Raw genomic sequence first — 18,940 nt, forward strand, 5'->3', positions numbered from 1 at the left:
TTCCGCGGCGGGTGAGGCGAAACGGCGACGGGTCGGTGACGGTCACGGGGCGGGCCGGAGACCCTGGGCACGCACCGCCGGGATCAGCCACCGGTCGTCCTGTCCACCAGGGCGCCGTACGTCAGTTGCAGCGCGTCCGCGCCCGCCAGGGCGGTCAGGGCCCCCATGGCGGTGCGGGTGGCGCGCGGCCACAGGAGCTGTCCCGCCGTGAGGCTGGAGGCAACCCAGACGCTCACGCAGAAGGGACAGGTCACCAGCTCGCCGACCGTGGCCTTGCGGTCGTCGGACCGCGCCTCCTCGTGCAGTTCCGCGGGGCCTTGCGGGCCGACGAAGGTGGTGAAGGGGGCCCGCAGGGGGCTGGTCACCGACGCCTTGCTCAGCAGCCGGCTCAGCCGGAAGGTGGCGACGGCGGTCAGCGCCACGTCCCACGGCACCGGCCGGTCCGGCAGCGGGCGGCCACGCCGCCGCACCAGCAGTGCCCAGCCTGTGGTGTAGGCGGCGAACGCCGACATGGCGACGAGATAACCGCGGATCGGACGCCCGCCGTCCGCCGCGTACGTGTGCTCGACGCGGCGCAGCATCCCCTTCACCCGGGACACGGGACCGCCCTCGGCCGTCCTGGTCACGACGTCCGCTCTCCGTCCGTCCCCTGCGTCGCCCCGGCCGTCGCCCGGTCGTCCAGGGTGTCCGGTACGCCGTCGCCGGGCAGCCGCACCTCGACGTGCCCGTCGGTCACCCGCGTGTCGAAGGCGGGCTGGGGAGCGGTGGCGGGGCCCTCGACGTTCCAGCCGTCGGAGAGCCGGAAGACGCTGCCGTGCCAGGGGCAGCGGACGCATCCGTCGGCGACGGTGCCCTCGGACAGCGGTCCCGCCAGGTGGCTGCAGCGTTCGGCGAGCGCGTGCACCTCCCCGCCGGTCTCCCGCACCACCAGCACCGGCACGTCGTCCACGACGCACCGGACGGGCTCCCCCACCGGGAAGTCGTCGACGCCGCCGACGCGGTGCCAGCCGTCGCGTACGACGTGGGGCACCTCCTCGGCGTGGTTGACGCCGGCCGCCTGCCGGTACGCCAGATGGCCGCCGAGCAGGCCGCCGACGCCGACAGCGGTCAGCCCGAGGTACCCCAGGACGCGTCCCTTGGCTCCCCGGCCGGTGAGGCGCAGCACGAGGGAGGCGCCGTAGAGGCCGACGGCGGCCGTGTTGGCCGCGGCGTGCACCAGGCCCACGCGCTGCTGCTCACGGCGGAGTTCCGCCCAGTCGACGAGGCCCGACACGGCGGCGGGGGCGGCCCCGGCCAGCCCGAGAGCCACCAGCACGTCGGCCTGCCGGGACCGGCCCGGCTTGACGTCCAGCACGGCGGCGGACATCCAGCTGCCGATGGGCAGGTGGATCGCCATCGGGTGCACAGGGTGGCCGAGCCACGTGCCGTGGAGCACGTCCCGTACGCGTCCGAGCGGCAGGGCGCGGACGCGTGCGCCGAGCGCGTCGATCAGCTGGTCGCGGCGTGGATCGCGCTCCAGCGCGTCCAGCAGCCACAGCATGCGGTTCTGTCCGAGGAGGCGACGCCCAGGCTTGTTGCTCATGTGCGCTGAGTTTCCCGACGCGCGACGGACAAACGGCGGTCAGCGGACGTGCAGCCGCACGCGGGGCCAGGAGTTGGTGACGTAGCCCTTGGGGTTCCACACCGAGGCCGGGGACTCGGGCATGCCCGCGCCGGTGGAGTCCCACGCGCGGGCCAGGACGTGCACGTCGCCGGCCGGCAGGTCGAAGGTGGTGCGCCACCGTTGCCACGCCCCCGGTCCGGCGGGTTCGTCGAGGGCCACGCGGGACCAGGCGCGTCCGCCGTCCGGGGACGCCTCGACCCGGGCGACGGTGCGCCCCTCGCCGGCGAGCGCGTATCCGGTGACCTCGACCGGGCCGCGCGGCAGGACGGCGCCGTCGGACGGAGTGAGGACGGCGCAGTTGAGCGGGACCGGGCCGAGGGTGACGCCGTCGGGCTCGTCGTCCGTCGGGGGGAGGCGGTAGGCGGTGGCCTGGAAGTAGCCGTCGGAGGGGGCGGCGCGCGCGGTGACACGGACGAGCCACTTGACGCTGCGGGCGCCGATCCAGCCCGGCACGACCACCCGCAGGGGCGCGCCGTGGACGGGGGGCAGCGGGGCGTCGTTCATCGACCAGGCCAGCAGCACGTCCGGCGCCAGCGCCCGGTCCCGCGGGACGGACACCTCGTACGGCTGGGGCGGGTCGGCGGACGGGGAGACGTCGGGGGCACGGAAGGCGACGTGAGCGGCCTCCGGGGCGATGCCGGCGTGGGCGAGGACGTCGGCGAGGCGCGCCCCGCGGAACCGGGCGGTCGAGAGGGCGCCCGGCCCCCACGGCGTCTCCCCGGGAACGGCGCGGACCGCGGTCAGGTCGGCGCGCCGGTTGCCCGCGCACTGAAGGGTGACGGTCGCCTCCGCCGCGGCGAAGCGGGACCGCAGGTCGTCCAGGGTCAGCAGCAGCGGGCGCGCCACCAGGCCGTCCACCGTGAGCCGCCAGTCCGCGGGGTCGAGGCGGGGTACGGGGCCGTGGTTGCGGCTGTAGAAGGTGTCGGCGGGCGTGACCGCGGCGCGGGCGAGCGCGGTTCCGGGCGGCTCCGCGTTGAACGGCTCCCGCCCGTGGACCACCATGTCGTCCCGCTTGTCCCACATGCCCATGGTCATGATTGTCCGCCCGTCCCGGGGGACGCGCCCGGGCACGGGTCCCCGGGACGCGCCCGGCCACGCGGATCCCCGCCCGGGGTCAGGCGTCGCCCATGACCAGGCCCTCGGAGGTCATCGGTGGCTCTTTTACGGAATGCCGGGTGTGCGCCGGGTCCGCCCGGGGAACATGTTCGCCCTGTTCGGGCCGTGCGCCCTGTCGGGCCGTGCGAGAGGACTCCTAGTGACAGCGTCGGCGTCAGGGGCGGGTGACCGGCAGCCCGGTGCCCAGGGGGACGCGTACGAGCCGGATCCGCGCCGGTGGCGGGCGCTCTGGGTGACGCTGGTCGCCGGGTTCATGAGCCTGCTGGACGTCACGATCGTGGCGGTCGCGCTGCCCACCGTGCAGAACGACCTGGGCGCCTCCCCCGCCGAGGTGCAGTGGGTGGTGTCCGGGTACGCGCTCACCTTCGCCCTCGCCCTCGTCACGGCGGGCCGGCTCGGGGACGCGCTGGACCGGCGGAAGATCTTCCTGATCGCCCTGTGCGCCTTCGTGCTGTGCAGCGCTGCGTGCGGCGCCGCCCCCGGCATCACCCTGCTGGTGGTGGCGCGGCTCGCGCAGGGCCTGGCGGCCGGTTTCATGGCACCGCAGAACTCGGCGCTGATCCAGCAGATGTTCCGCGGCACCGAACGCGGCCGGGCGTTCGGCTACTTCGGCGCGACCGTCGGCGTCTCCTCCGCCTCCGGGCCGATCGTCGGCGGTGCGATCCTCGCCCTGGCCGACGGCATGCAGGGCTGGCGCTGGATCTTCTACGTCAACGTGCCCATCGGCGTCCTCGCCGTGCTGCTGGGCCGGCGTCTGCTGCCGCGGACCCGGAAGTCGGGGCGGGGCCATGTGGACGTGCCGGGTGTGCTGCTGCTCGGCCTGGGCGTGCTGGCGTTCATGTATCCGCTGGTGCAGGCGGAGTCGGGCGGGCTGAGGCGGCTGTGGTGGCTGTTCCTCGTCGGCGCGGCGGTGCTCGCCGTGTTCGTGCGGCGGCAGCGGCGGCTGCTGGCCCGGGGGACGACGCCGCTGCTCGACCCGCGTCTGTTCTCCACGGTGCGCGGCTACGCCATCGGCGCGGGCGTCGGCACCCTGTACTTCATCGGCTTCAGCGGCGTCTGGCTCGTCTTCGCGCTCTTCTACCAGCACGGACTGCACTACTCCCCGCTGGAGTCGGGGCTCGCCGTGACGCCGTTCGCCATCGGCTCGGCGGGTGCCGCGGTCGTCTCGGGGCGGCTCGTCGACCGGTTCGGGCGGCTGCTCACCGTGTGGGGCCTCTCGGGTGTGATCGTGGGGCTGAGCACGGCCGCCCTGCTGCTGCGTTTCGCGCCGCTGGACCACGCGCCGTGGCTCGCCGCGCCGGCCCTGTTCGTCGGCGGCGTCGGCGGCGGGTTCGTCGTGTCGCCCAACATCACCCTGACGCTGCGGGACGTGCCCGTGCGGATGGCGGGCGCGGCGGGCGGCGCCCTGCAGACGGGACAGCGGCTCGGCGCGGCCGTGGGGACCGCGGCCTTGCCGGGCCTCTTCTACCTGGTGCTCGGCCGCAGCGACGACTTCCAGGTGGCTCTGTTCACCGCGCTGTGCGCGGCCCTGGCGGCGATGCTGACGTCGCTGGCCCTGGCGGCGTACGACTGGCTGCGCGACCGGCGCAGGCGCGCGGCGCACGGGAAGTGCGCGCAGGAGGTCGCCAACACCCCGGTGCACTCCCGGCAGCTCTGACGTCCCGTCCGGTCGGCGTCCCTCGGTGCGGTCGCGGCGGCCGCCGGCCCGGCCCGGGCCGGTGCGGGCGGCCGCGCGAGGGTGGGCCGGGCCGCTCACGTGTCCTCGCCGACACCGGTGACGGTGTCCTCGCGGACCACGACGACCGGGCAGGCCGCGTGCTGCACACAGTGCTGGGCGACGGAGCCGAGGAGCAGACCGGCGAAGCCGCCCAGGCCCCGGCTGCCCACCACGAGCAAGGACGCGTCACGGGCCGCGCGCAGCAGCACGCTGGCGGGCGTGCCGTAGTGCACCTCCGTACGGACGTCCGCCGGCGGGCGCGCGCCGAGCGTCTCCTCGACGCACCGGGTGAGGTCCTCGCGCGCTCTGGTCTCCAGGGCCTCCTCGTCACCGCTCGACGGGGGCAGCCAGCCGAGGGCGCCGTGGTACTGCGGGTAGTCCCAGGAGGTCAGAGCCCGCACCGTCCCTCCGGTGAGGGCGGCCTGGCGGGCCGCCCAGCGCAGCGCCTCCCGTGACGACGGCGAGCCGTCCACCCCGACCACGATGCGGTCCTGATCGTCCACGGTCACTCCTCACCCTCGGCGGCCGGGCGCGGCCGACGCGCGCGCCCCGCCCGGTCCCCAGCCTCCGGCGGACGGCGCCGGATGCCGAGCCCAGAGGGTCCGGACGGGGCAGCGGGGCCTCGCGGCGGGCGGATCCGCCACGAGGCCCCGAGGGGTCAGAGTTCCTGCACGAAGTACGGCTCCAGGGTCATCCATCCGTTGCCGCGCGCCCCGTGGCGGGTGCCGTTGTCGGTGCGGGCGAGGGTGTACCAGGAGTCGACGTAGTCCGGGTCGTCCGTCCACCAGTCGTCCGGGATCGCGTCGAGCACCGCGTTCACCAGCGGGATGTAGGCGCCCTGGTCGGTGACGGTGAGCAGGATGGCGGCGATGGCCTTGGCGAGGTCGCGGTAGTTGGTGGAGCCGTCGTCCTCCATCATCACCGCGTCGGCCAGGTTGTACTTGTACGACGACCAGTTGACCAGGATCTGCTGGGGCCGGTAGACGGTGCCGTCGTTGTCCAGGTACGGCATGTCGACCGGGTCGACCCGCACCTTGCCGTCGTGCCCGAAGCCGGTGACGAGGGTGTAGATCTCGGCGTCGCCCTTGATCCAGGGCTCCAGGTCGTCGGAGAGGGAGACCGCGCTGACGCGGGTGGTCCAGAAGCCCGCGGCGGCGGCCGAGGTGCGCGCCTGCTGCGGCTCGGGCGCCGGGTCGGCGGACCGCACGCCGCGGCGGGCGAGTTCCTCGTGGAGGACGTCCAGGCCGGCGGCCAGGGCGCGGGAGCCGTCGATGTCGATGACGTACACGGGGCGCGCGGGGGTCTTGCGGGCGTCGAGCGTGTGGGTCCGGCCCGTGCTGTCGTACGCGGTGACGGGGCCGTCGTCCGAGGTGGCGGCGGCCACCCAGGGCTGGGTCCCGGCGGTGAGCGCGCCGCGCATGGACGGGTCGCCGAGCCGCAGCCGCAGCAGCGGGCCGACGTCGGGGGCGAGGCCCTTGGCGGCGGCGATCCGGCGGTCGGCCGCAGCGAGGGCGGTCTTCAGGGCGCCGTCGGCGAGGGCCGTGACGGCGACCTCGTCCGAGGTGAGGGCGGCCTGGCGGACGCGGACGCGCCAGGCCGGGTCGGTGAGCGCGGCGGCGACCGCCCGCGCGGCCGCGTCCTCGGCCGCGTGGACCTCGGACGCGGGTGACGTGCGGACGTCCTGGGTGGCCGCGGGGGCGGTTGCGGCGGCGGCCTGCGGGGCGGCGAGGGTCTGGCCGGCGCACAGGACGGCCAGTGTCGTGGCCGCGGCGGCGAGGGCGCCGCGACGGCGGAGGTGACGGGGTCTCACGTGGATCGAGCCTCCTGGGGCGAGTGATCGACAGGGCACTGCGTGTGCAGCTCGTGAGCGTGAACCGTGCGGGTGGTCTATGCGGGTAGATACCCGCGGGTAGGATGATGACGGTGCCATGACAAACGCGCAAGAGGGCCCGCGCTCCCCGGTCGGCCGCCGTCCGCCGCGGTCACCCGAACGGCCCCCCGCCGCCAAGCCTCCTGCCTGCCGACTTGCCCCCTCCCGGCACCGGACAGCGCGCGGTGACGGGCGTGTGCGGTGAGGATCGGTGCAGGTGTCGCGTCGAGGCGTGCGGAGGGATGACCGTGGACGGGCAGGGGCAAGGGAGCGCGGCGGGACTGCACTGCCTGGTCACCGGGGCGTCGGGCTACATCGGCGGACGGCTGGTCCCCCACCTTCTGGAGGCCGGCCACCGGGTCCGCTGCCTGGCCCGCTCTCCCGACAAACTGCGTGACCACCCCTGGGCCCCGGACGTCGAGACGGTGCGCGGCGACGTCACCGACGCCGCGTCCGTCGCCGAGGCGATGAAGGGCGTCGACGTGGCGTACTACCTGGTCCACGCCCTCGGCAGCGGCGCGGACTTCGAGGACATCGACCGCCGGGCGGCCCGCACCTTCGCCGAGCAGGCGCACGCGGCCGGGGTGCGCCGGATCGTCTACCTCGGCGGGCTCACCCCGTACGGCGTGCCGGAGGACACCCTCTCGCCTCATCTGCGGTCCCGCGCCGAGGTGGGGCGGATCTTCCTGGACTCGCCGGTACCCGCGACCGTGCTGCGGGCCGCCGTCGTCATCGGTTCGGGGTCGGCGTCGTTCGAGATGCTGCGCTATCTGACCGAGCGGCTGCCCGTGATGGTCACCCCCAGGTGGGTGGACACCCGCACCCAGCCGGTCGCGGTGCGCGACGTGCTGCGCTACCTGGTCGCCTCGGCCACGATGCCGCCCGACGTCGACCGGGCCTTCGACATCGGCGGCCCGGACGTGCTGACGTACCGCGACATGATGCGCCGCTACGCCGAGGTCGCGGGGCTGCGCCGGCGGGTCATCGTGCCGGTGCCGGTGCTCACGCCCCGGCTGTCGAGCCACTGGATCGGGCTGGTCACGCCGGTGCCCGCCGTCATCGCCCGGCCGCTCACCGAGTCGCTGCGCCACGAGGTGGTGTGCCGCGAGCACGACATCGCGCGGTACGTGCCCGACGCCCCCGGCCGGCCGCTGCCCTTCGACGAGGCGCTGCGGCTGGCGCTGGCCCGGGTGCGGGAGGCGCAGGTCGCCACCCGCTGGTCGTCCGCCTCCGTGCCGGGAGCGCCGAGCGATCCGCTGCCCACCGACCCCGGGTGGGCGGGCGGCAGCCTCTACCGGGACGAACGGGACCAGGTCGTCCTCGCGTCGCCGGAGGCGCTGTGGACGGTGATCGAGGGCATCGGCGGCGAGCACGGCTGGTACTCCTTCCCGCTGGCGTGGGCGGTGCGCGGGCGGCTGGACCGGTTCGTCGGCGGGGTGGGGCTGCGCCGCGGACGGCGTGACCCGCACCGGCTGCGGGCGGGCGACTCGCTGGACTTCTGGCGGGTGGAGGAGATCGAGCCGGGGCGGCTGCTGCGGCTGCGCGCCGAGATGCGTCTGCCGGGCCTGGCGTGGCTGGAGATGCGCGTGGACACGGACGACGCGGGCCGCACCCGCTACCGGCAACGCGCCCTGTTCCATCCGCGGGGTCTGCTGGGCCACGCGTACTGGTGGTCGGTGTCGCCCTTCCACGCCCTCGTGTTCGGCGGGATGGCCCGCAACATCGCCCTCGCGGCGGCCGAGGGCGCGGAGGGGCCGGGCAGCCGGCGGACCCGCCGACGACGCGAAGGCGTCCGCCGCTGATGTCCGGGCCGGACCTTCGGGAGCCCTGCGCGAACAAGGGGAGGTCGTCAGGCCCTTCCGGGGGTACCAGGTGGTGAGCGCGAGGGTGCGGACGACGTGAAGGGGTTGTGCATGCGTGAACTGCGGTCGGCGACGGAGGAACCGGCGGAACGGGCCGGTGGACCGCTCACCGCCGACGCCGCCACCCGGGCCCTGGGGCGGGTCCTGGGCGAGGTGCTGGACGAGCGGATGTCGGAGGCGTACGACCTCGACGCCGTGTTCGCCCGTGACGTGGCGGGCCGCGTCTCCGCGTTCGCCCGGCGCGGCGGGAAGCGCCTGCGCACGGCGTTCGCCTGGTGCGGCTGGCGGGCCGGGGGCGGCACGGGCGACGCAGGACCGCTGCTGCGGACGGGCGTGGCGCTCGAGCTGGTGCAGACGTGCGCGCTCGTGCACGACGACGTGATGGACGGGTCCCATCTGCGGCGCGGGGCGCCCTCGATGCACGTGGACCTGGCCCGGATGCACCGGGCGGAGGGCATGACGGGCGGCGCCGAGTCGTTCGGGCACTCGGCGGCGGTGCTCGCCGGCGACCTGGCCCTGGCCTGGGCGGACGACCTGATGACGGAGATCGCGCTCGCCACCCCCAACGGGTCCCGGCTGTACCGGGAGTGGCGGGCGATGCGCGAGGAGATGGTGGCCGGGCAGTACCGCGACCTCCAGGCGCAGGCGGCCGGCGCGTCCGGTGTCGAGGAGGCGCTGACCATCGCGACGCTGAAGAGCGCGCTCTACACGGTGGAGCGTCCGCTGGCCCTGGGCGCGTCGCTGGCCGGCGCGGACGAGGCGGCGACGGCGGCGCTGCGCACGGCCGGCCGGTGCGCGGGGCTCGCTTTCCAGCTGCGGGACGATCTGCTGGGCGCCTTCGGCGATCCGGCGCTGACCGGGAAGCCGGTGGGCGACGACCTGCGGGCCCGCAAGCTCACCTATCTGCTGGCCGTCGCCCTGGAACTGGGCGCGGCGACCGGCGACGAGGAGGCCGTGGCACTCCTCTCCCCCGGCGCTCCCGCGCTGCCGGAACGCGCCGTGGAGGGCGTACGGGCGGCACTGGAGCGGACGGGCGCCCAGGACGTGGTGGAGGCGAAGATCGCCGAGCTGGCGGACTCCGCGCTGCGGCACTTCGGCGACACGGGCGCGGACGACGCCGTGCGGCAGGAGTTCGCCGCGCTGGTCGCCCGCGCGTCGGGCACCACGGCCCCGCAGGTGCGGGAAGCGGTGTGAGACCGGCGGCCCGCCACGGTCCGGACGGGAGCGTGGCGGGCGGCCGGCCCGCCTGCGCCGGTCAGGGCTGGCGGCGGGCCTGCTCGGCGGCCTGGCCGGCGGCGCCGGTCTCGGTGGTGGCGCCGCGTGTGCTCAGCTTGCCGCCGCTGGACTCGAGGTGGGCGCGGACGAACCACTGGAACAGCTCCAGGCCGCGCAGCTGTTCGATGAGCATGTCCTGGGTGACCGGGTCGGACTCCTCGGTCTCCCGCATCGCCTCCCGGTGGTCCTCGATGACGTTGGTGTACACGAGGTCGAGCGCGCCCAGGTGTTCGATCGCCTCGGCCCGGCCGATGGAGTAGTCGTTCCAGGAACGGGCGGCGACCAGCGCGCCGGGGGTGCCGTCCGGCTCGCCGCCGAGGGTGGAGATCCGCTCGGCGATGTCGTCGGTCATGTCCCGCACCTTGTCGACCTGAGGGTCGATCATCTCGTGCACGGCGATGAAGTGCGGTCCGACGACGTTCCAGTGCACGTGCTTCAGGGTCAGATGGAGGTCGTTCAGGGAGTGGAGTCGCATCTGCAACAGCTCGATGATCCGTCCGCTGTCCTGGGGGCGCAGGCCCGGCACGGTGTACGAGGGGTCGGCAGGCGGTGACGGCACGAGGGTCTCCTTGCGATCGTCCGGCGGTAGAACCTCCAGATAAGCGGTTCATCGGCCGTTTGCGGGGTTCACCCTCGCGCACCCCCGCGCGTCTCACCGGTCTGGAGCAGCGGACCGCGGTGGTCACGGCCCGCGCGCATATTGCTTTGCCGTGCGGCGCGGCGCGTGGTTGGCTCCCGCCCATGAGCTGGCTTCCGCGCGACTTCGTCCACCCCCCGCACGTCGACGTCCCCGGCGGTGCGGGCCATCGGCTGCGCCCGATCAGCGGTGCCGACGCGCCGCTGGACTACCCGGCGGTGATGGGGTCGCGCGAGAGGCTGTGGTCGGTCTTCGGCCCCGCCTGGGGCTGGCCCCCGGCCACCATGACGTACGAGGCGAACCTCGCCGATCTGGAGCGGCACGCGGCCGAGATCGAGGCGCACGAGTCGTTCAACTACACGCTCGAGAACCCGGAGCGCACCGCGCTGCGCGGCTGCGTCTACATCGACCCGCCGGAGAAGGAGGGCGCGGACGCCGAGATCTCCTGGTGGGTGGTGGACGAGGAGGCGGGCGGCCCGCTCGAGCGGGCGCTGGACGCGTTCGTGCCGCGGTGGATCGCCGAGGACTGGCCGTTCCAGCGGCCCCGCTTCATCGGCCGGGACCTCACCTGGGAGGAGTGGCTGAAGCTGCCGGACCTCGCCTGAGGTCAGGGCGTGAGGGCCGCGGGGGCCTGTCCGGTCTCGCGGAGGCGGGCGGCGTCACGGCTCGGGGGCGCGCCGAACAGACGCCGGTACTCCCGGCTGAACTGGGAGGGGTTGTCGTAGCCGACGCGCCGTCCGACGGCGGTGACGTCGCCCGGGCGCGTGGCCAGCAGCAGCCGGGCCTCCTGAAGCCGGATCTGCTTCTGGAACTGGATGGGGCTCATCGCCGTCACCGCCTGGAAGTTGCGGTAGAACGCGGAGACGCTCATGCCGCTCATCCGCGCCACGTCCTCCACCCGGAAGGACTCCGCGTAGTTCTCGCGGATCCAGCGCACCGCCCGGGAGACATGGCTGAGACCGCTGTCGGCGAGCCCCAGCTGCCTGACTGCCGCACCCTGTTCACCGGTCATCAGGCGCCACAGGATCTCCTGCTTGGCCATCGGTGCGAGCACCTCGCGGTCGCGCGGCTGGTCGAGCAGCCGCAGCAGCCGGACGACCGCGTCCAGGAGCGGCTCCGGGGCGTCGCTGACGGCGATCGCGGACGGCGCCCCGCCGGTCCGCGGCAGCACTCCGGGGCCGGCCCGCAGCAGGAGTTCGGCGATGGCGGAGGGGTCCAGCACGAGCCCGAAGCCGAGGGCCGGGCGGTCGGGGCCGACGTCACGCCAGTGGCCGGTGACGGGCAGGTCCACGGAGGCGATCAAATACTGGCCCGGACCGTACTCGTAGACCCGGTCGCCGAGGGAGAGACGTTTGGCGCCCTGGGCGACGACGGCGAGGACCGTGCCGGACATGGACGGTCCCGGGGGGTCCTGCCGGTCGATCCGCGAGACGTGCACGCCGTCGACGGGCGTGGTCCCGTCGGGGCGGGCGTGCCGCTCCAGCAGGGTGCGCAGCTCTTCGAGGAGGGCCATGTCCCCATTGCAGCACACGCCCCGGTGCGGCCTCCCCGATCCTGAGAGGATCGTGCAAGCACCGGGGAGGATCGCTCTAACGTCTCCGCTGTTCAGCGGCCTTCAATGGAGTCATCGCACTCCTTTGAACGAGAGAAGGCCGCCATGATCGTCCACCACGGCTTCCAGGCCACGCTGACCGCCCTCCCGGGCCGGGGCGGGGAACTCGCCGAGCTGCTCCTCACCGGCATGGACGAGGGAGGCGCCGCCGCCAGCGAGCACTGCGTCGTCTACCTCGTCTCACGGTCCGCGTCCGACCCGGACGTCGTCCACATCACCGAGGGCTGGACCAGCGAGGAGGAGCACGAGCGGCTGTTCCGCGGCGAGGCCGCCCAGGCTCTCGTGTCCCGCATCTCCGGGCTGCTGGCCGGCGAGCCCGTCCACAGCGACCACGTCCCGGTGCGCGGCAAGGCCGTCTTCGGCCCCGCCGCCGCGTGAACCCGGCCCCCGCCTCCCCGGAAGGCACACCCATGTCCCTGCTGCCGCGCCCCGCCTTCGATCCCGAACTGCACGCCCTGCTCGCCGGGATGCCCCTGGTGGAGCGGATGGACGAGGAGATCCTCGCCCAGGTGCGCGCCCTGCCGTCCCCCTCCGCCGACTCCCTGCTCGCCGGCCGTCGCGTGGTCCGGCGGGAGGTGGACGTGCCGACCGAGGACGGCACCGTCGTCCGGCTGTCGGTGCTGAGCCCCGCGGACCGCGACCCGGCCGTCCCCGCACCGTGCGTCTACTGGATGCACGGCGGCGGGATGGTCCTGGGTGACCGCTTCGGGCAGATCGACATTCCGCTGGAGTGGCTGGAGCGGTTCGGCGCGGTCGTCGTCACCGTGGAGTACCGGCTCGCCCCGGAGGCCACCGGCACCAGCGCCGTGGAGGACTGCCACCGGGGGCTGGCCTGGGTGGCCGCGCACGGCGAGGAGCTGGGCGTGGACCCCGGCCGTGTCGTGGTCGCCGGCATCAGCGCGGGCGGGGGTCTCGCCGCCGGGCTGTGCCTGCTGGCCCGCGACCTCGGCACGCCCGCGATCGCGGCGCAGCTGCTGATCTGCCCCATGCTCGACCACCGGAACGTGACCGCCTCCAGCCGGCAGTACTCCGGGGAGCCCGGCGTGTGGACGCGGGAGACGAACGAGTTCGCCTGGCGCACCCTGCTGGGCGGCCAGGCCGGCGGCGAGGTGCCGCCGTACGTCTCCCCCGCTCTGGCCGTCGACCTGTCCGGGCTGCCCACCGCCTACGTGGACACCGGCTCGGCCGAGGTGTTCCGCGACGAGGACGTGGCCTACGCCTCCGGCATCTGGGCTGCGGGCGGCCAGGCCGAGCTGCATGTGTGGGCGGGCGGGTACCACGGGTTCGACGCGCAGTTCCCGCAGGCGGAGCTGTCGGTGACGGCCCGGCGGACGCGCACCGACTGGCTCGGCCGGGTGCTGCGGCGGACTGCGGCCGACGGTGCGGCAGCGGACGGCGGACCGGCAGCGGTCAGCGCGTGAACAGCCAGAGCGCCGCGTTGATCCCGGTGGCGCAGGCCAGCAGGCCGGACGCCCAGGCCACGTGGCGTCTGAGCAGCGCGCCGCGCAGTTCGGCGTACCGGGCCTCGTACGCGCGGCGCAGTTCGTCGGCGCGGCGCACCGTGGTCCGGAGCATCTGCCGGGTGAGGTCGATGCGCCGCTCGACGTAGTGCCGCGTGAGGTCCTCGGCCTGACCGGTGGTCAGCCACGGCAGGGCCGCGCAGAGCGCCTCCGCCTCCCGGTGCGCCTCGGCGAGGTGGGACCGCGCCATCACGATGCCCTCCGCCTCGGCCATGACGGCCGAGGCGTCGTGCGCGAGCGCGCGCCGGGACCGGGACCACGGCATCAGCGGTCGCCCTTGTGGCCGCCGGGGTCGATGACGTCGCGCTTCCCGGTGTTCTCCGCCTGGTCGACCCCGGCCAGGGCCGGGTGGCGCAGGTCGAAGGCGGGCGACTCGGAGCGGATGCGGGGCAGGGTGACGAAGTTGTGCCGGGGCGGCGGGCAGGAGGTGGCCCACTCCAGCGAACGCCCGTACCCCCAGGGGTCGTCGACTTCGATCTTCTCGCCCTTCTGCGCGGTCCTCCAGACGTTGTAGAGGAAGGGCAGGGTCGACAGGCCGAGGAGGAAGGCGCCGATGGAGGAGACCGTGTTGAGGGCGGTGAACCCGTCGGCGGCGAGGTAGTCGGCGTAGCGGCGGGGCATGCCCTCGGCGCCCAGCCAGTGCTGGATCAGGAAGGTGGTGTGGAAGCCGACGAACAGCGTCCAGAAGTGCACCTTCTCCAGACGCTGGTCGAGCATGGTGCCGGTCATCTTCGGCCACCAGAAGCTGAATCCGCCGAACATGGCGAACACGATCGTGCCGAACAGCACGTAGTGGAAGTGGGCGACGACGAAGTAGCTGTCGTGGACGTGGAAGTCCAACGGCGGGGACGCCAGCAGCACACCCGTCAGGCCGCCGAAGAGGAAGGTCACGAGGAAGCCGGCCGCCCACAGCATGGGTGGTTCGAAGGACAGACTGCCCTTCCACATGGTGCCGATCCAGTTGAAGAACTTCACGCCCGTCGGCACGGCGATGAGGAAGCTCATGAAGGAGAAGAACGGCAGCAGCACCCCGCCGGTGGCGAACATGTGGTGCGCCCACACCGTGACGGACAGGCCGGTGATGGTGATGGTCGCCCCGACGAGTCCCATGTAGCCGAAGATCGGCTTGCGGGAGAACACCGGGATGATCTCGCTGACCACGCCGAAGAACGGCAGCGCCAGGATGTAGACCTCGGGGTGGCCGAAGAACCAGAACAGGTGCTGCCACAGCAGCGCGCCGCCGTTCCCCGGTTCGAAGATCCGCGCGCCGAACCGGCGGTCCGCCTCCAGGGCGAACAGCGCGGCCGCCAGGACCGGGAACGCCAGCAGCACCAGCACCGACGTGAGCAGCACGTTCCAGGTGAAGATGGGCATCCGGAACATCGTCATGCCGGGCGCGCGCATGCAGATGATCGTGGTGATGAAGTTGACGGCGCCGAGGATCGTGCCGAAGCCGCCCAGCGCCAGACCCATGAGCCACAGGTCGCCGCCCACGAACGGGGTGCGCTCGCCCCCGCTGAGCGGCGTGTACGCCGTCCATCCGAAGTCCGCGGCGCCCTGGGGTGTGAGGAAGCTGATCATCACGATGAGCCCGCCCAGGGCGAACAGCCAGTACGACAGCATGTTCAGCCGGGGGAACGCCACGTCCGGGGAGCCGATCTGCAACGGCATGATCGCGTTGGCGAATCCGGCGAAGGTGGGCGTCGCGAACAGCAGCAGCATGATCGTGCCGTGCATGGTGAAGGACTGGTTGTACTGCTCGTTCGACACGATCTGAAGTCCGGGCCGGGCCAGTTCCGCGCGGATCACCATGGCGAGCAGACCGCCCACCAGGAAGAAGGCGAACGAGGTGATCAGATAGAGGTGCCCGATCTTCTTGTGGTCGGTGGTCGTGAGCCAGGAGACGACCACGCGCCCCCTCCCTCGTCGTCCCTCCGCCGCCGGCACCGGGGAAAGAGGTTCAGTCGTGTGTGTCGCCATCGAGTTCCTTCGGGTTCACTACGCGGAGGGCGGCCGGGAGGGAACGCACGCCGTTGCGCGCGCGGTCGGCACGCTGGTGCCGGATCGACGCTATGTCAGGTAGCCCGGCGCCGGGTTCTGACACCCGCCGAGCGGAGCGCTACTTCACCCGTCCGAGTGGCGTCGCTTCAGGAGCGGACGGTGAACGGTTCCGGGCGGTCTCTGTGCTCGTTGCCCGCTCCCGGCAACGTCGGCCCGGCGTCCTCGTCCGGAGGCGTGCAGTGCGGGACGGCCGGGGGCCCGGTCAGGATGCGGGGCATGACCGGACGGACGAACGCGAACGACTCACCGCCTCCTGATGCCGTGGTTGAGGTGGTCACGCGTTTCGAGGCGTACGCGCGGGCCCGTGCGGCCCGGGACAGCCTGCTGCCGGGGGCGCGCACCGGTCCCTGGCACGAGCAGCGCGCCTTCGACGACCTCCAGGCGGCCGTCGCCCGCCTCCGCGACGGCATGCGCTGACCGGCGGAGGGCTCGGCACCCTTCCGGAGCCCGGTCAGCCGCGCTCCGGAAGGGTGCCGACGCGTACGGCGAGGACGGCGACGTCGTCCTCGTTGTCGGCGGGGCGCGCCCTGCGGAGCAGCTCGTCGGTGAACGCCCCGACCGGGCGGTGGGCGAGCGCGGCCGCGTGCCGGCGCAGCCGCTCCAGTCCCTCATCGATGACATGGCTGGGGGCCTCGACCAGCCCGTCCGTGTAGAGGACGAGGGTGGCGCCCGGGGGCAGGACCGTCGCTCCGTCGGCGCGCGGCCGGTCGGCGCCGGTGCCCAGCAGCAGCCCGCCGCCGTCCGTGAGGAAACCGGCGACGCCCTCACGGGTGACCAGCAGCGGCGGCGGATGGCCGGCGTTGGTCCAGCGCAGGATCCACCGCCCCTCGTCGTCCGTGCCGAGGACGGCGAGCACCAGGGTGGCCATGGTGACGTCGGTGATGCGGAGCACGGCCCGGTCCACCCGCTCGACGACGAGGCCGGGCGGCTCGTCCCGCGAGGACCAGGCGTAGGAGCGCAGCACGTTGCGGAGCTGGGCCATGCCCGCGGCGGCGTCCAGGTCGTGCCCGGAGACGTCTCCGATGACCAGGGCCGTGTCACCGTCCCCGAGGGTGAAGGCGTCGTACCAGTCGCCGCCGACGTGGGAGGCGTCCGGCGCGGGCAGGTAGCGGGACGTCATCTCCAGACCGGGGACGCGCGGCAGCTGGGGCAGCAGATAGCGCTGCATGGTCTCGGCGACCTTGCGCTGCCGCTGGTAGAGGCGGGCGTTGTCCAGGGCCAGTCCGGCGCGGCGGGTGATGTCCTCGAGCAGGGTGAGGTCGGCGGGGGTGAACGCGTCGGCCCGTTCGGAGCGGCCGAGGGTCAGGGCGCCGAGGACCTCGCGCAGGCCGCGGATGGGCGCGATGGCCGCCGAGTGCATACCCGTGGCCTCGAACAGCCGGCGTTGCTCGACGGCGATGCCCGAGTCGGGGGACCGCTCGTACGTCTCGGGGCCCGCGATCGTCGAGGAGACGCCGCGCAGGGCCCGGGACAGCGGCATCGGGGACTCGGCGGGGACGGGCGCCATCGGTCCCTCGAGGTCGCGGCGGGACACCGGGACGCCGTCCTTCAGGTGCACCACCTTGGTGCGCCACACCTCGTCGCGTTCGCTGATCAGGTCGATCACCGCCCAGTCCGCGAGGCGCGGCAGCACCAGGGACACCAGCCGGCGCAGCGCCTCGTCGACGGAGAGGGTGGACGTCAGCTGGGTGGTCATCTCCGCCAGCAGGGCGAGCCGCTCCAGCTCGTCGAGCGTCCCCTCGCGGGCCGTGGCGGGGCCGGGCGTCTCGGCGGGTGCCTCGCGGGGGTGGAAGAGGACGAGCACGCAGGTGTCGTCGGTTCCCGCGTCGTACGGGGCGATGCTCCAGGCCACGGGGAGCAGCGTGCCGTCGCCCTTCTCGAACCACTCGCCTTCGTCCTGGGCCGGGCGGCCCGCGAGGAAGGCGTGGCGCATGTGGCACTGCGAGGTCGGCATGGTCTCGCCGCGGGCGTTGCGGTGCAGCAGGTCGTGCGCGTCGGCACCGACGAGTCCGGCCGCCGGCCGGCCCAGCAGCCGCTCGGCGACGGCGTTGACGGCGAGGATCACCCCGCGTCCGTCCACCACGTAGGCGCCGGTGCCGATCGGGGTGAGCATGTCGCCGATCACGCCGGCCGTCTCCCCGCCGGGTCGTGGCCCTCCGGCCGCCGTCTCCATGTCGCCTCCTCCCCGACCGCCGCTCGAGGAACCGGTCGCTGTTCCCACGGTTCCGAGTGCCCGGCCGGACTGTGACGGGAGACCGGAAAGCACGACGTGACCCCCCAGATCATTGCACGTCCCCCCATAGGCGGGGCGTGCGCCCCGGAGGCACCCGCATGGAGAGGACCGGGGCGGGTAGGCGGAGCGACGGCCCGGGGGTGGGCGAGTCACCTGCCCGGATTTCGTAGGATGAACCGGCCGGCCGGGCACCGTGGGATGGGCGGAGGTCGGGTCCACCCGCATGCGCCGAACACCCCGCCGAGGAGATTCCGTGTCCGTACCGGACGAGACGTTCACCGTCACCCCCCGCCAGAGCGCCTCGGGACCCTACGTGCTCGAGGTGGCCGGGGAGCTCGACCATCACACGGCCCCGCTGCTGACGGAGGCCGTCAACGAGGCGCCGTTCGGTCCGTACGGCGTGGTGCTCGACCTGTCCGGGCTGACCTTCTGCGACTCGTCGGGGATCACCGTGTTCGTGACGGCGCACCGGCGGTCGCGGGACAAGGGCTCGCAGCTCAGCCTGGCCGGGGTGGCCCCGGCCCAGATGCGGGTCCTGCGCATGGTGGGGCTGGACGAGGTGTTCACCTTCCACGCCGGCGTCGAGGAGGCGCTCCGCGCCGCCGGGCCGCCCCTGCCCTGACCGGGAGACGCCTCCTCACCCGCACGGGTGCGCGGGTCTTGCCTCTCCCGCCGCCCCGCGGGCAGGGTCCTCTCGGCGGACCTCGCCCTGGTGGAAGGAGCGCAGACGATGGCGCACGTACGGCAGGCAGGCCCGCGGTGAGCGCGCGGGCGGGCAAGGTGGTCTGTGATCTCACCGTCTCCCTCGACGGTTACGCCGCCGGGCCCGGGCAGAGCGAGGAGCGGCCGTTCGGCGACGACGGCGGCGACGGCTCGGGCGCGACGCTGCACGCCTGGATCTTCGAGGACGCCGACGAGAACCGGGCCGAGATCGACCTGCTCGGCTCCGCGCGGGCCTTCGTCATGGGGCGCAACATGTTCGGGCCCGTGGGACCGGCCGTGGAACGGCTGGTGGGGCGACGAACCGCCGTTCCACGCCCCGGTGTTCGTGCTGACGCACCACGCGCGGGAGCCTCAGCCGATGGCCGGCGGGACCACGTTCCACTTCGTCACCGACGGGATCGGGGCGGCGCTGGAGCGGGCGCGGGCGGCGGCCGGTGACGGCGACGTGGCGGTCGCGGGCGGCGCGACCACGGTGAACCAGTACCTCGCCGCCGGGCTGATCGAGGAGCTGCGGCTGCACGTCGTGCCGCTGACGCTCGGGGCGGGACCCCGTCTGTTCGACGGGGTCCCGCCCCTGGAGCTGGCGCAGGTGGCGTCACGGCCGGCCCGGAGGGTCACCCACCTGACCTACGAGGTGCTTGGCTGAGCCCC

18 protein-coding genes and 1 pseudogene are annotated in these 18,940 nt (G+C 74.0%); 9 read left to right on the plus strand and 10 right to left on the minus strand.

The features are described 5' to 3' along the window. Positions 1 to 83 precede the first annotated feature (83 nt). Genes ACP7TJ_RS00525 through ACP7TJ_RS00535 form a run of 3 tightly spaced genes read right to left on the minus strand, consistent with a single transcriptional unit; the run spans position 84 to position 2,692 of the window. A complete protein-coding gene (locus ACP7TJ_RS00525) occupies positions 84 to 581 on the minus strand; it encodes a DUF1360 domain-containing protein (protein WP_189909446.1) in 498 nt (165 codons plus the stop codon). A 41-nt stretch (positions 582 to 622) separates the two neighbouring features. Continuing rightward, entirely contained in the window at positions 623 to 1,582 is a 960-nt protein-coding gene (locus ACP7TJ_RS00530) for a Rieske 2Fe-2S domain-containing protein (RefSeq protein WP_093769632.1), read from the minus strand. A gap of 39 nt (positions 1,583 to 1,621) precedes the next feature. Continuing rightward, positions 1,622 to 2,692 (minus strand): sulfite oxidase, encoded by a 1,071-nt coding sequence (locus ACP7TJ_RS00535; RefSeq protein ID WP_403162703.1) that lies wholly within the window; start codon positions 2,690 to 2,692, stop codon positions 1,622 to 1,624. Positions 2,693 to 2,918: 226 nt separating this feature from the next. On the opposite strand from ACP7TJ_RS00535, the gene ACP7TJ_RS00540 reads away from it, so the two are divergent. After that, complete coding sequence (locus tag ACP7TJ_RS00540) at positions 2,919 to 4,436, plus strand: MFS transporter (RefSeq protein WP_427761643.1); 1,518 nt, start codon at positions 2,919 to 2,921, stop codon at positions 4,434 to 4,436. A gap of 95 nt (positions 4,437 to 4,531) precedes the next feature. Here ACP7TJ_RS00540 and ACP7TJ_RS00545 read toward each other — a convergent pair whose 3' ends face one another. Beyond that, a complete protein-coding gene (locus ACP7TJ_RS00545) occupies positions 4,532 to 4,999 on the minus strand; it encodes a universal stress protein (RefSeq protein ID WP_189909293.1) in 468 nt (155 codons plus the stop codon). A gap of 155 nt (positions 5,000 to 5,154) precedes the next feature. Further along, entirely contained in the window at positions 5,155 to 6,306 is a 1,152-nt protein-coding gene (locus ACP7TJ_RS00550) for a DUF3103 family protein (RefSeq protein ID WP_167744767.1), read from the minus strand. 302 nt (positions 6,307 to 6,608) lie between these two features. Between ACP7TJ_RS00550 and ACP7TJ_RS00555 the strand changes: the two genes are divergently transcribed. Both ACP7TJ_RS00555 and ACP7TJ_RS00560 read left to right on the plus strand, forming a co-directional pair. Continuing rightward, complete coding sequence (locus ACP7TJ_RS00555; RefSeq protein ID WP_167744766.1) at positions 6,609 to 8,168, plus strand: SDR family oxidoreductase; 1,560 nt, start codon at positions 6,609 to 6,611, stop codon at positions 8,166 to 8,168. 111 nt (positions 8,169 to 8,279) lie between these two features. Continuing rightward, complete coding sequence (locus ACP7TJ_RS00560) at positions 8,280 to 9,422, plus strand: polyprenyl synthetase family protein (RefSeq protein ID WP_427761646.1); 1,143 nt, start codon at positions 8,280 to 8,282, stop codon at positions 9,420 to 9,422. A 61-nt stretch (positions 9,423 to 9,483) separates the two neighbouring features. Here ACP7TJ_RS00560 and ACP7TJ_RS00565 read toward each other — a convergent pair whose 3' ends face one another. Further along, complete coding sequence (locus ACP7TJ_RS00565) at positions 9,484 to 10,062, minus strand: Dps family protein (protein ID WP_093769638.1); 579 nt, start codon at positions 10,060 to 10,062, stop codon at positions 9,484 to 9,486. Between the two features lie 182 nt (positions 10,063 to 10,244). On the opposite strand from ACP7TJ_RS00565, the gene ACP7TJ_RS00570 reads away from it, so the two are divergent. Then, positions 10,245 to 10,745, plus strand: a complete 501-nt coding sequence (locus tag ACP7TJ_RS00570; RefSeq protein WP_266394262.1) for an N-acetyltransferase — start codon at positions 10,245 to 10,247, stop codon at positions 10,743 to 10,745. A 2-nt stretch (positions 10,746 to 10,747) separates the two neighbouring features. Here the strand turns inward: ACP7TJ_RS00570 and ACP7TJ_RS00575 are convergent, their stop codons facing one another. After that, positions 10,748 to 11,653 carry an AraC family transcriptional regulator gene (locus tag ACP7TJ_RS00575; RefSeq protein ID WP_093769640.1) on the minus strand — a complete coding sequence of 302 codons (906 nt, stop codon included), beginning with the start codon at positions 11,651 to 11,653 and terminating at the stop codon, positions 10,748 to 10,750. Positions 11,654 to 11,797: 144 nt separating this feature from the next. Here ACP7TJ_RS00575 and ACP7TJ_RS00580 point away from each other — a divergent pair, with 144 nt between their 5' ends. Together ACP7TJ_RS00580 and ACP7TJ_RS00585 are read left to right on the plus strand one after the other, a co-directional pair. Further along, entirely contained in the window at positions 11,798 to 12,130 is a 333-nt protein-coding gene (locus ACP7TJ_RS00580; protein ID WP_427761649.1) for a putative quinol monooxygenase, read from the plus strand. A gap of 32 nt (positions 12,131 to 12,162) precedes the next feature. Next, entirely contained in the window at positions 12,163 to 13,173 is a 1,011-nt protein-coding gene (locus ACP7TJ_RS00585; protein WP_427761651.1) for an alpha/beta hydrolase, read from the plus strand. Here the strand turns inward: ACP7TJ_RS00585 and ACP7TJ_RS00590 are convergent. Both ACP7TJ_RS00590 and ctaD read right to left on the minus strand, forming a co-directional pair. Then, complete coding sequence (locus ACP7TJ_RS00590; protein ID WP_228919120.1) at positions 13,163 to 13,537, minus strand: hypothetical protein; 375 nt, start codon at positions 13,535 to 13,537, stop codon at positions 13,163 to 13,165. The two genes, ACP7TJ_RS00585 and ACP7TJ_RS00590, sit on opposite strands and share 11 nt — an antisense overlap. Then, the gene (ctaD, locus tag ACP7TJ_RS00595; RefSeq protein ID WP_208841044.1) at positions 13,537 to 15,252 is read right to left on the minus strand and encodes an aa3-type cytochrome oxidase subunit I; all 1,716 of its coding nucleotides are present in this window, start codon (positions 15,250 to 15,252) and stop codon (positions 13,537 to 13,539) included. Before ctaD ends, ACP7TJ_RS00590 begins: the two co-directional genes overlap by 1 nt. A 297-nt stretch (positions 15,253 to 15,549) precedes the next feature. Here ctaD and ACP7TJ_RS00600 point away from each other — a divergent pair, with 297 nt between their 5' ends. Then, a complete protein-coding gene (locus ACP7TJ_RS00600; RefSeq protein WP_141683564.1) occupies positions 15,550 to 15,750 on the plus strand; it encodes a hypothetical protein in 201 nt (66 codons plus the stop codon). 34 nt (positions 15,751 to 15,784) lie between these two features. On the opposite strand, the gene ACP7TJ_RS00605 is transcribed toward ACP7TJ_RS00600, so the two are convergent. After that, entirely contained in the window at positions 15,785 to 17,506 is a 1,722-nt protein-coding gene (locus tag ACP7TJ_RS00605; RefSeq protein WP_427761654.1) for a SpoIIE family protein phosphatase, read from the minus strand. A gap of 313 nt (positions 17,507 to 17,819) precedes the next feature. Here ACP7TJ_RS00605 and ACP7TJ_RS00610 point away from each other — a divergent pair, with 313 nt between their 5' ends. Both ACP7TJ_RS00610 and ACP7TJ_RS00615 read left to right on the plus strand, forming a co-directional pair. Then, positions 17,820 to 18,188 carry an STAS domain-containing protein gene (locus ACP7TJ_RS00610; RefSeq protein ID WP_167744759.1) on the plus strand — a complete coding sequence of 123 codons (369 nt, stop codon included), beginning with the start codon at positions 17,820 to 17,822 and terminating at the stop codon, positions 18,186 to 18,188. Positions 18,189 to 18,325: 137 nt separating this feature from the next. Next, positions 18,326 to 18,935 (plus strand): annotated as a pseudogene (locus tag ACP7TJ_RS00615) (dihydrofolate reductase family protein). Positions 18,936 to 18,940: the final 5 nt, after the last annotated feature.

Source organism: Streptomyces sp. DSM 41931 (assembly GCF_050271085.1).
In the GTDB taxonomy this organism is placed as follows: Bacteria; Actinomycetota; Actinomycetes; order Streptomycetales; family Streptomycetaceae; genus Streptomyces; species Streptomyces albogriseolus.

Coding starts and splice junctions, on each gene's coding strand:
- ACP7TJ_RS00560 (WP_427761646.1), top strand. CDS start 8,280: ATGCGTGAACTGCGGTCGGCGACGGAGGAACCGGCGGAACGGGCCGGT.
- ACP7TJ_RS00590 (WP_228919120.1), bottom strand. CDS start 13,537: ATGCCGTGGTCCCGGTCCCGGCGCGCGCTCGCGCACGACGCCTCGGCC.
- ACP7TJ_RS00535 (WP_403162703.1), bottom strand. CDS start 2,692: ATGGGCATGTGGGACAAGCGGGACGACATGGTGGTCCACGGGCGGGAG.
- ACP7TJ_RS00600 (WP_141683564.1), top strand. CDS start 15,550: ATGACCGGACGGACGAACGCGAACGACTCACCGCCTCCTGATGCCGTG.
- ACP7TJ_RS00580 (WP_427761649.1), top strand. CDS start 11,798: ATGATCGTCCACCACGGCTTCCAGGCCACGCTGACCGCCCTCCCGGGC.
- ACP7TJ_RS00530 (WP_093769632.1), bottom strand. CDS start 1,582: ATGAGCAACAAGCCTGGGCGTCGCCTCCTCGGACAGAACCGCATGCTG.
- ACP7TJ_RS00605 (WP_427761654.1), bottom strand. CDS start 17,506: ATGGAGACGGCGGCCGGAGGGCCACGACCCGGCGGGGAGACGGCCGGC.
- ctaD (WP_208841044.1), bottom strand. CDS start 15,252: ATGGCGACACACACGACTGAACCTCTTTCCCCGGTGCCGGCGGCGGAG.
- ACP7TJ_RS00585 (WP_427761651.1), top strand. CDS start 12,163: ATGTCCCTGCTGCCGCGCCCCGCCTTCGATCCCGAACTGCACGCCCTG.
- ACP7TJ_RS00570 (WP_266394262.1), top strand. CDS start 10,245: ATGAGCTGGCTTCCGCGCGACTTCGTCCACCCCCCGCACGTCGACGTC.
- ACP7TJ_RS00525 (WP_189909446.1), bottom strand. CDS start 581: ATGCTGCGCCGCGTCGAGCACACGTACGCGGCGGACGGCGGGCGTCCG.
- ACP7TJ_RS00555 (WP_167744766.1), top strand. CDS start 6,609: ATGACCGTGGACGGGCAGGGGCAAGGGAGCGCGGCGGGACTGCACTGC.
- ACP7TJ_RS00575 (WP_093769640.1), bottom strand. CDS start 11,653: ATGGCCCTCCTCGAAGAGCTGCGCACCCTGCTGGAGCGGCACGCCCGC.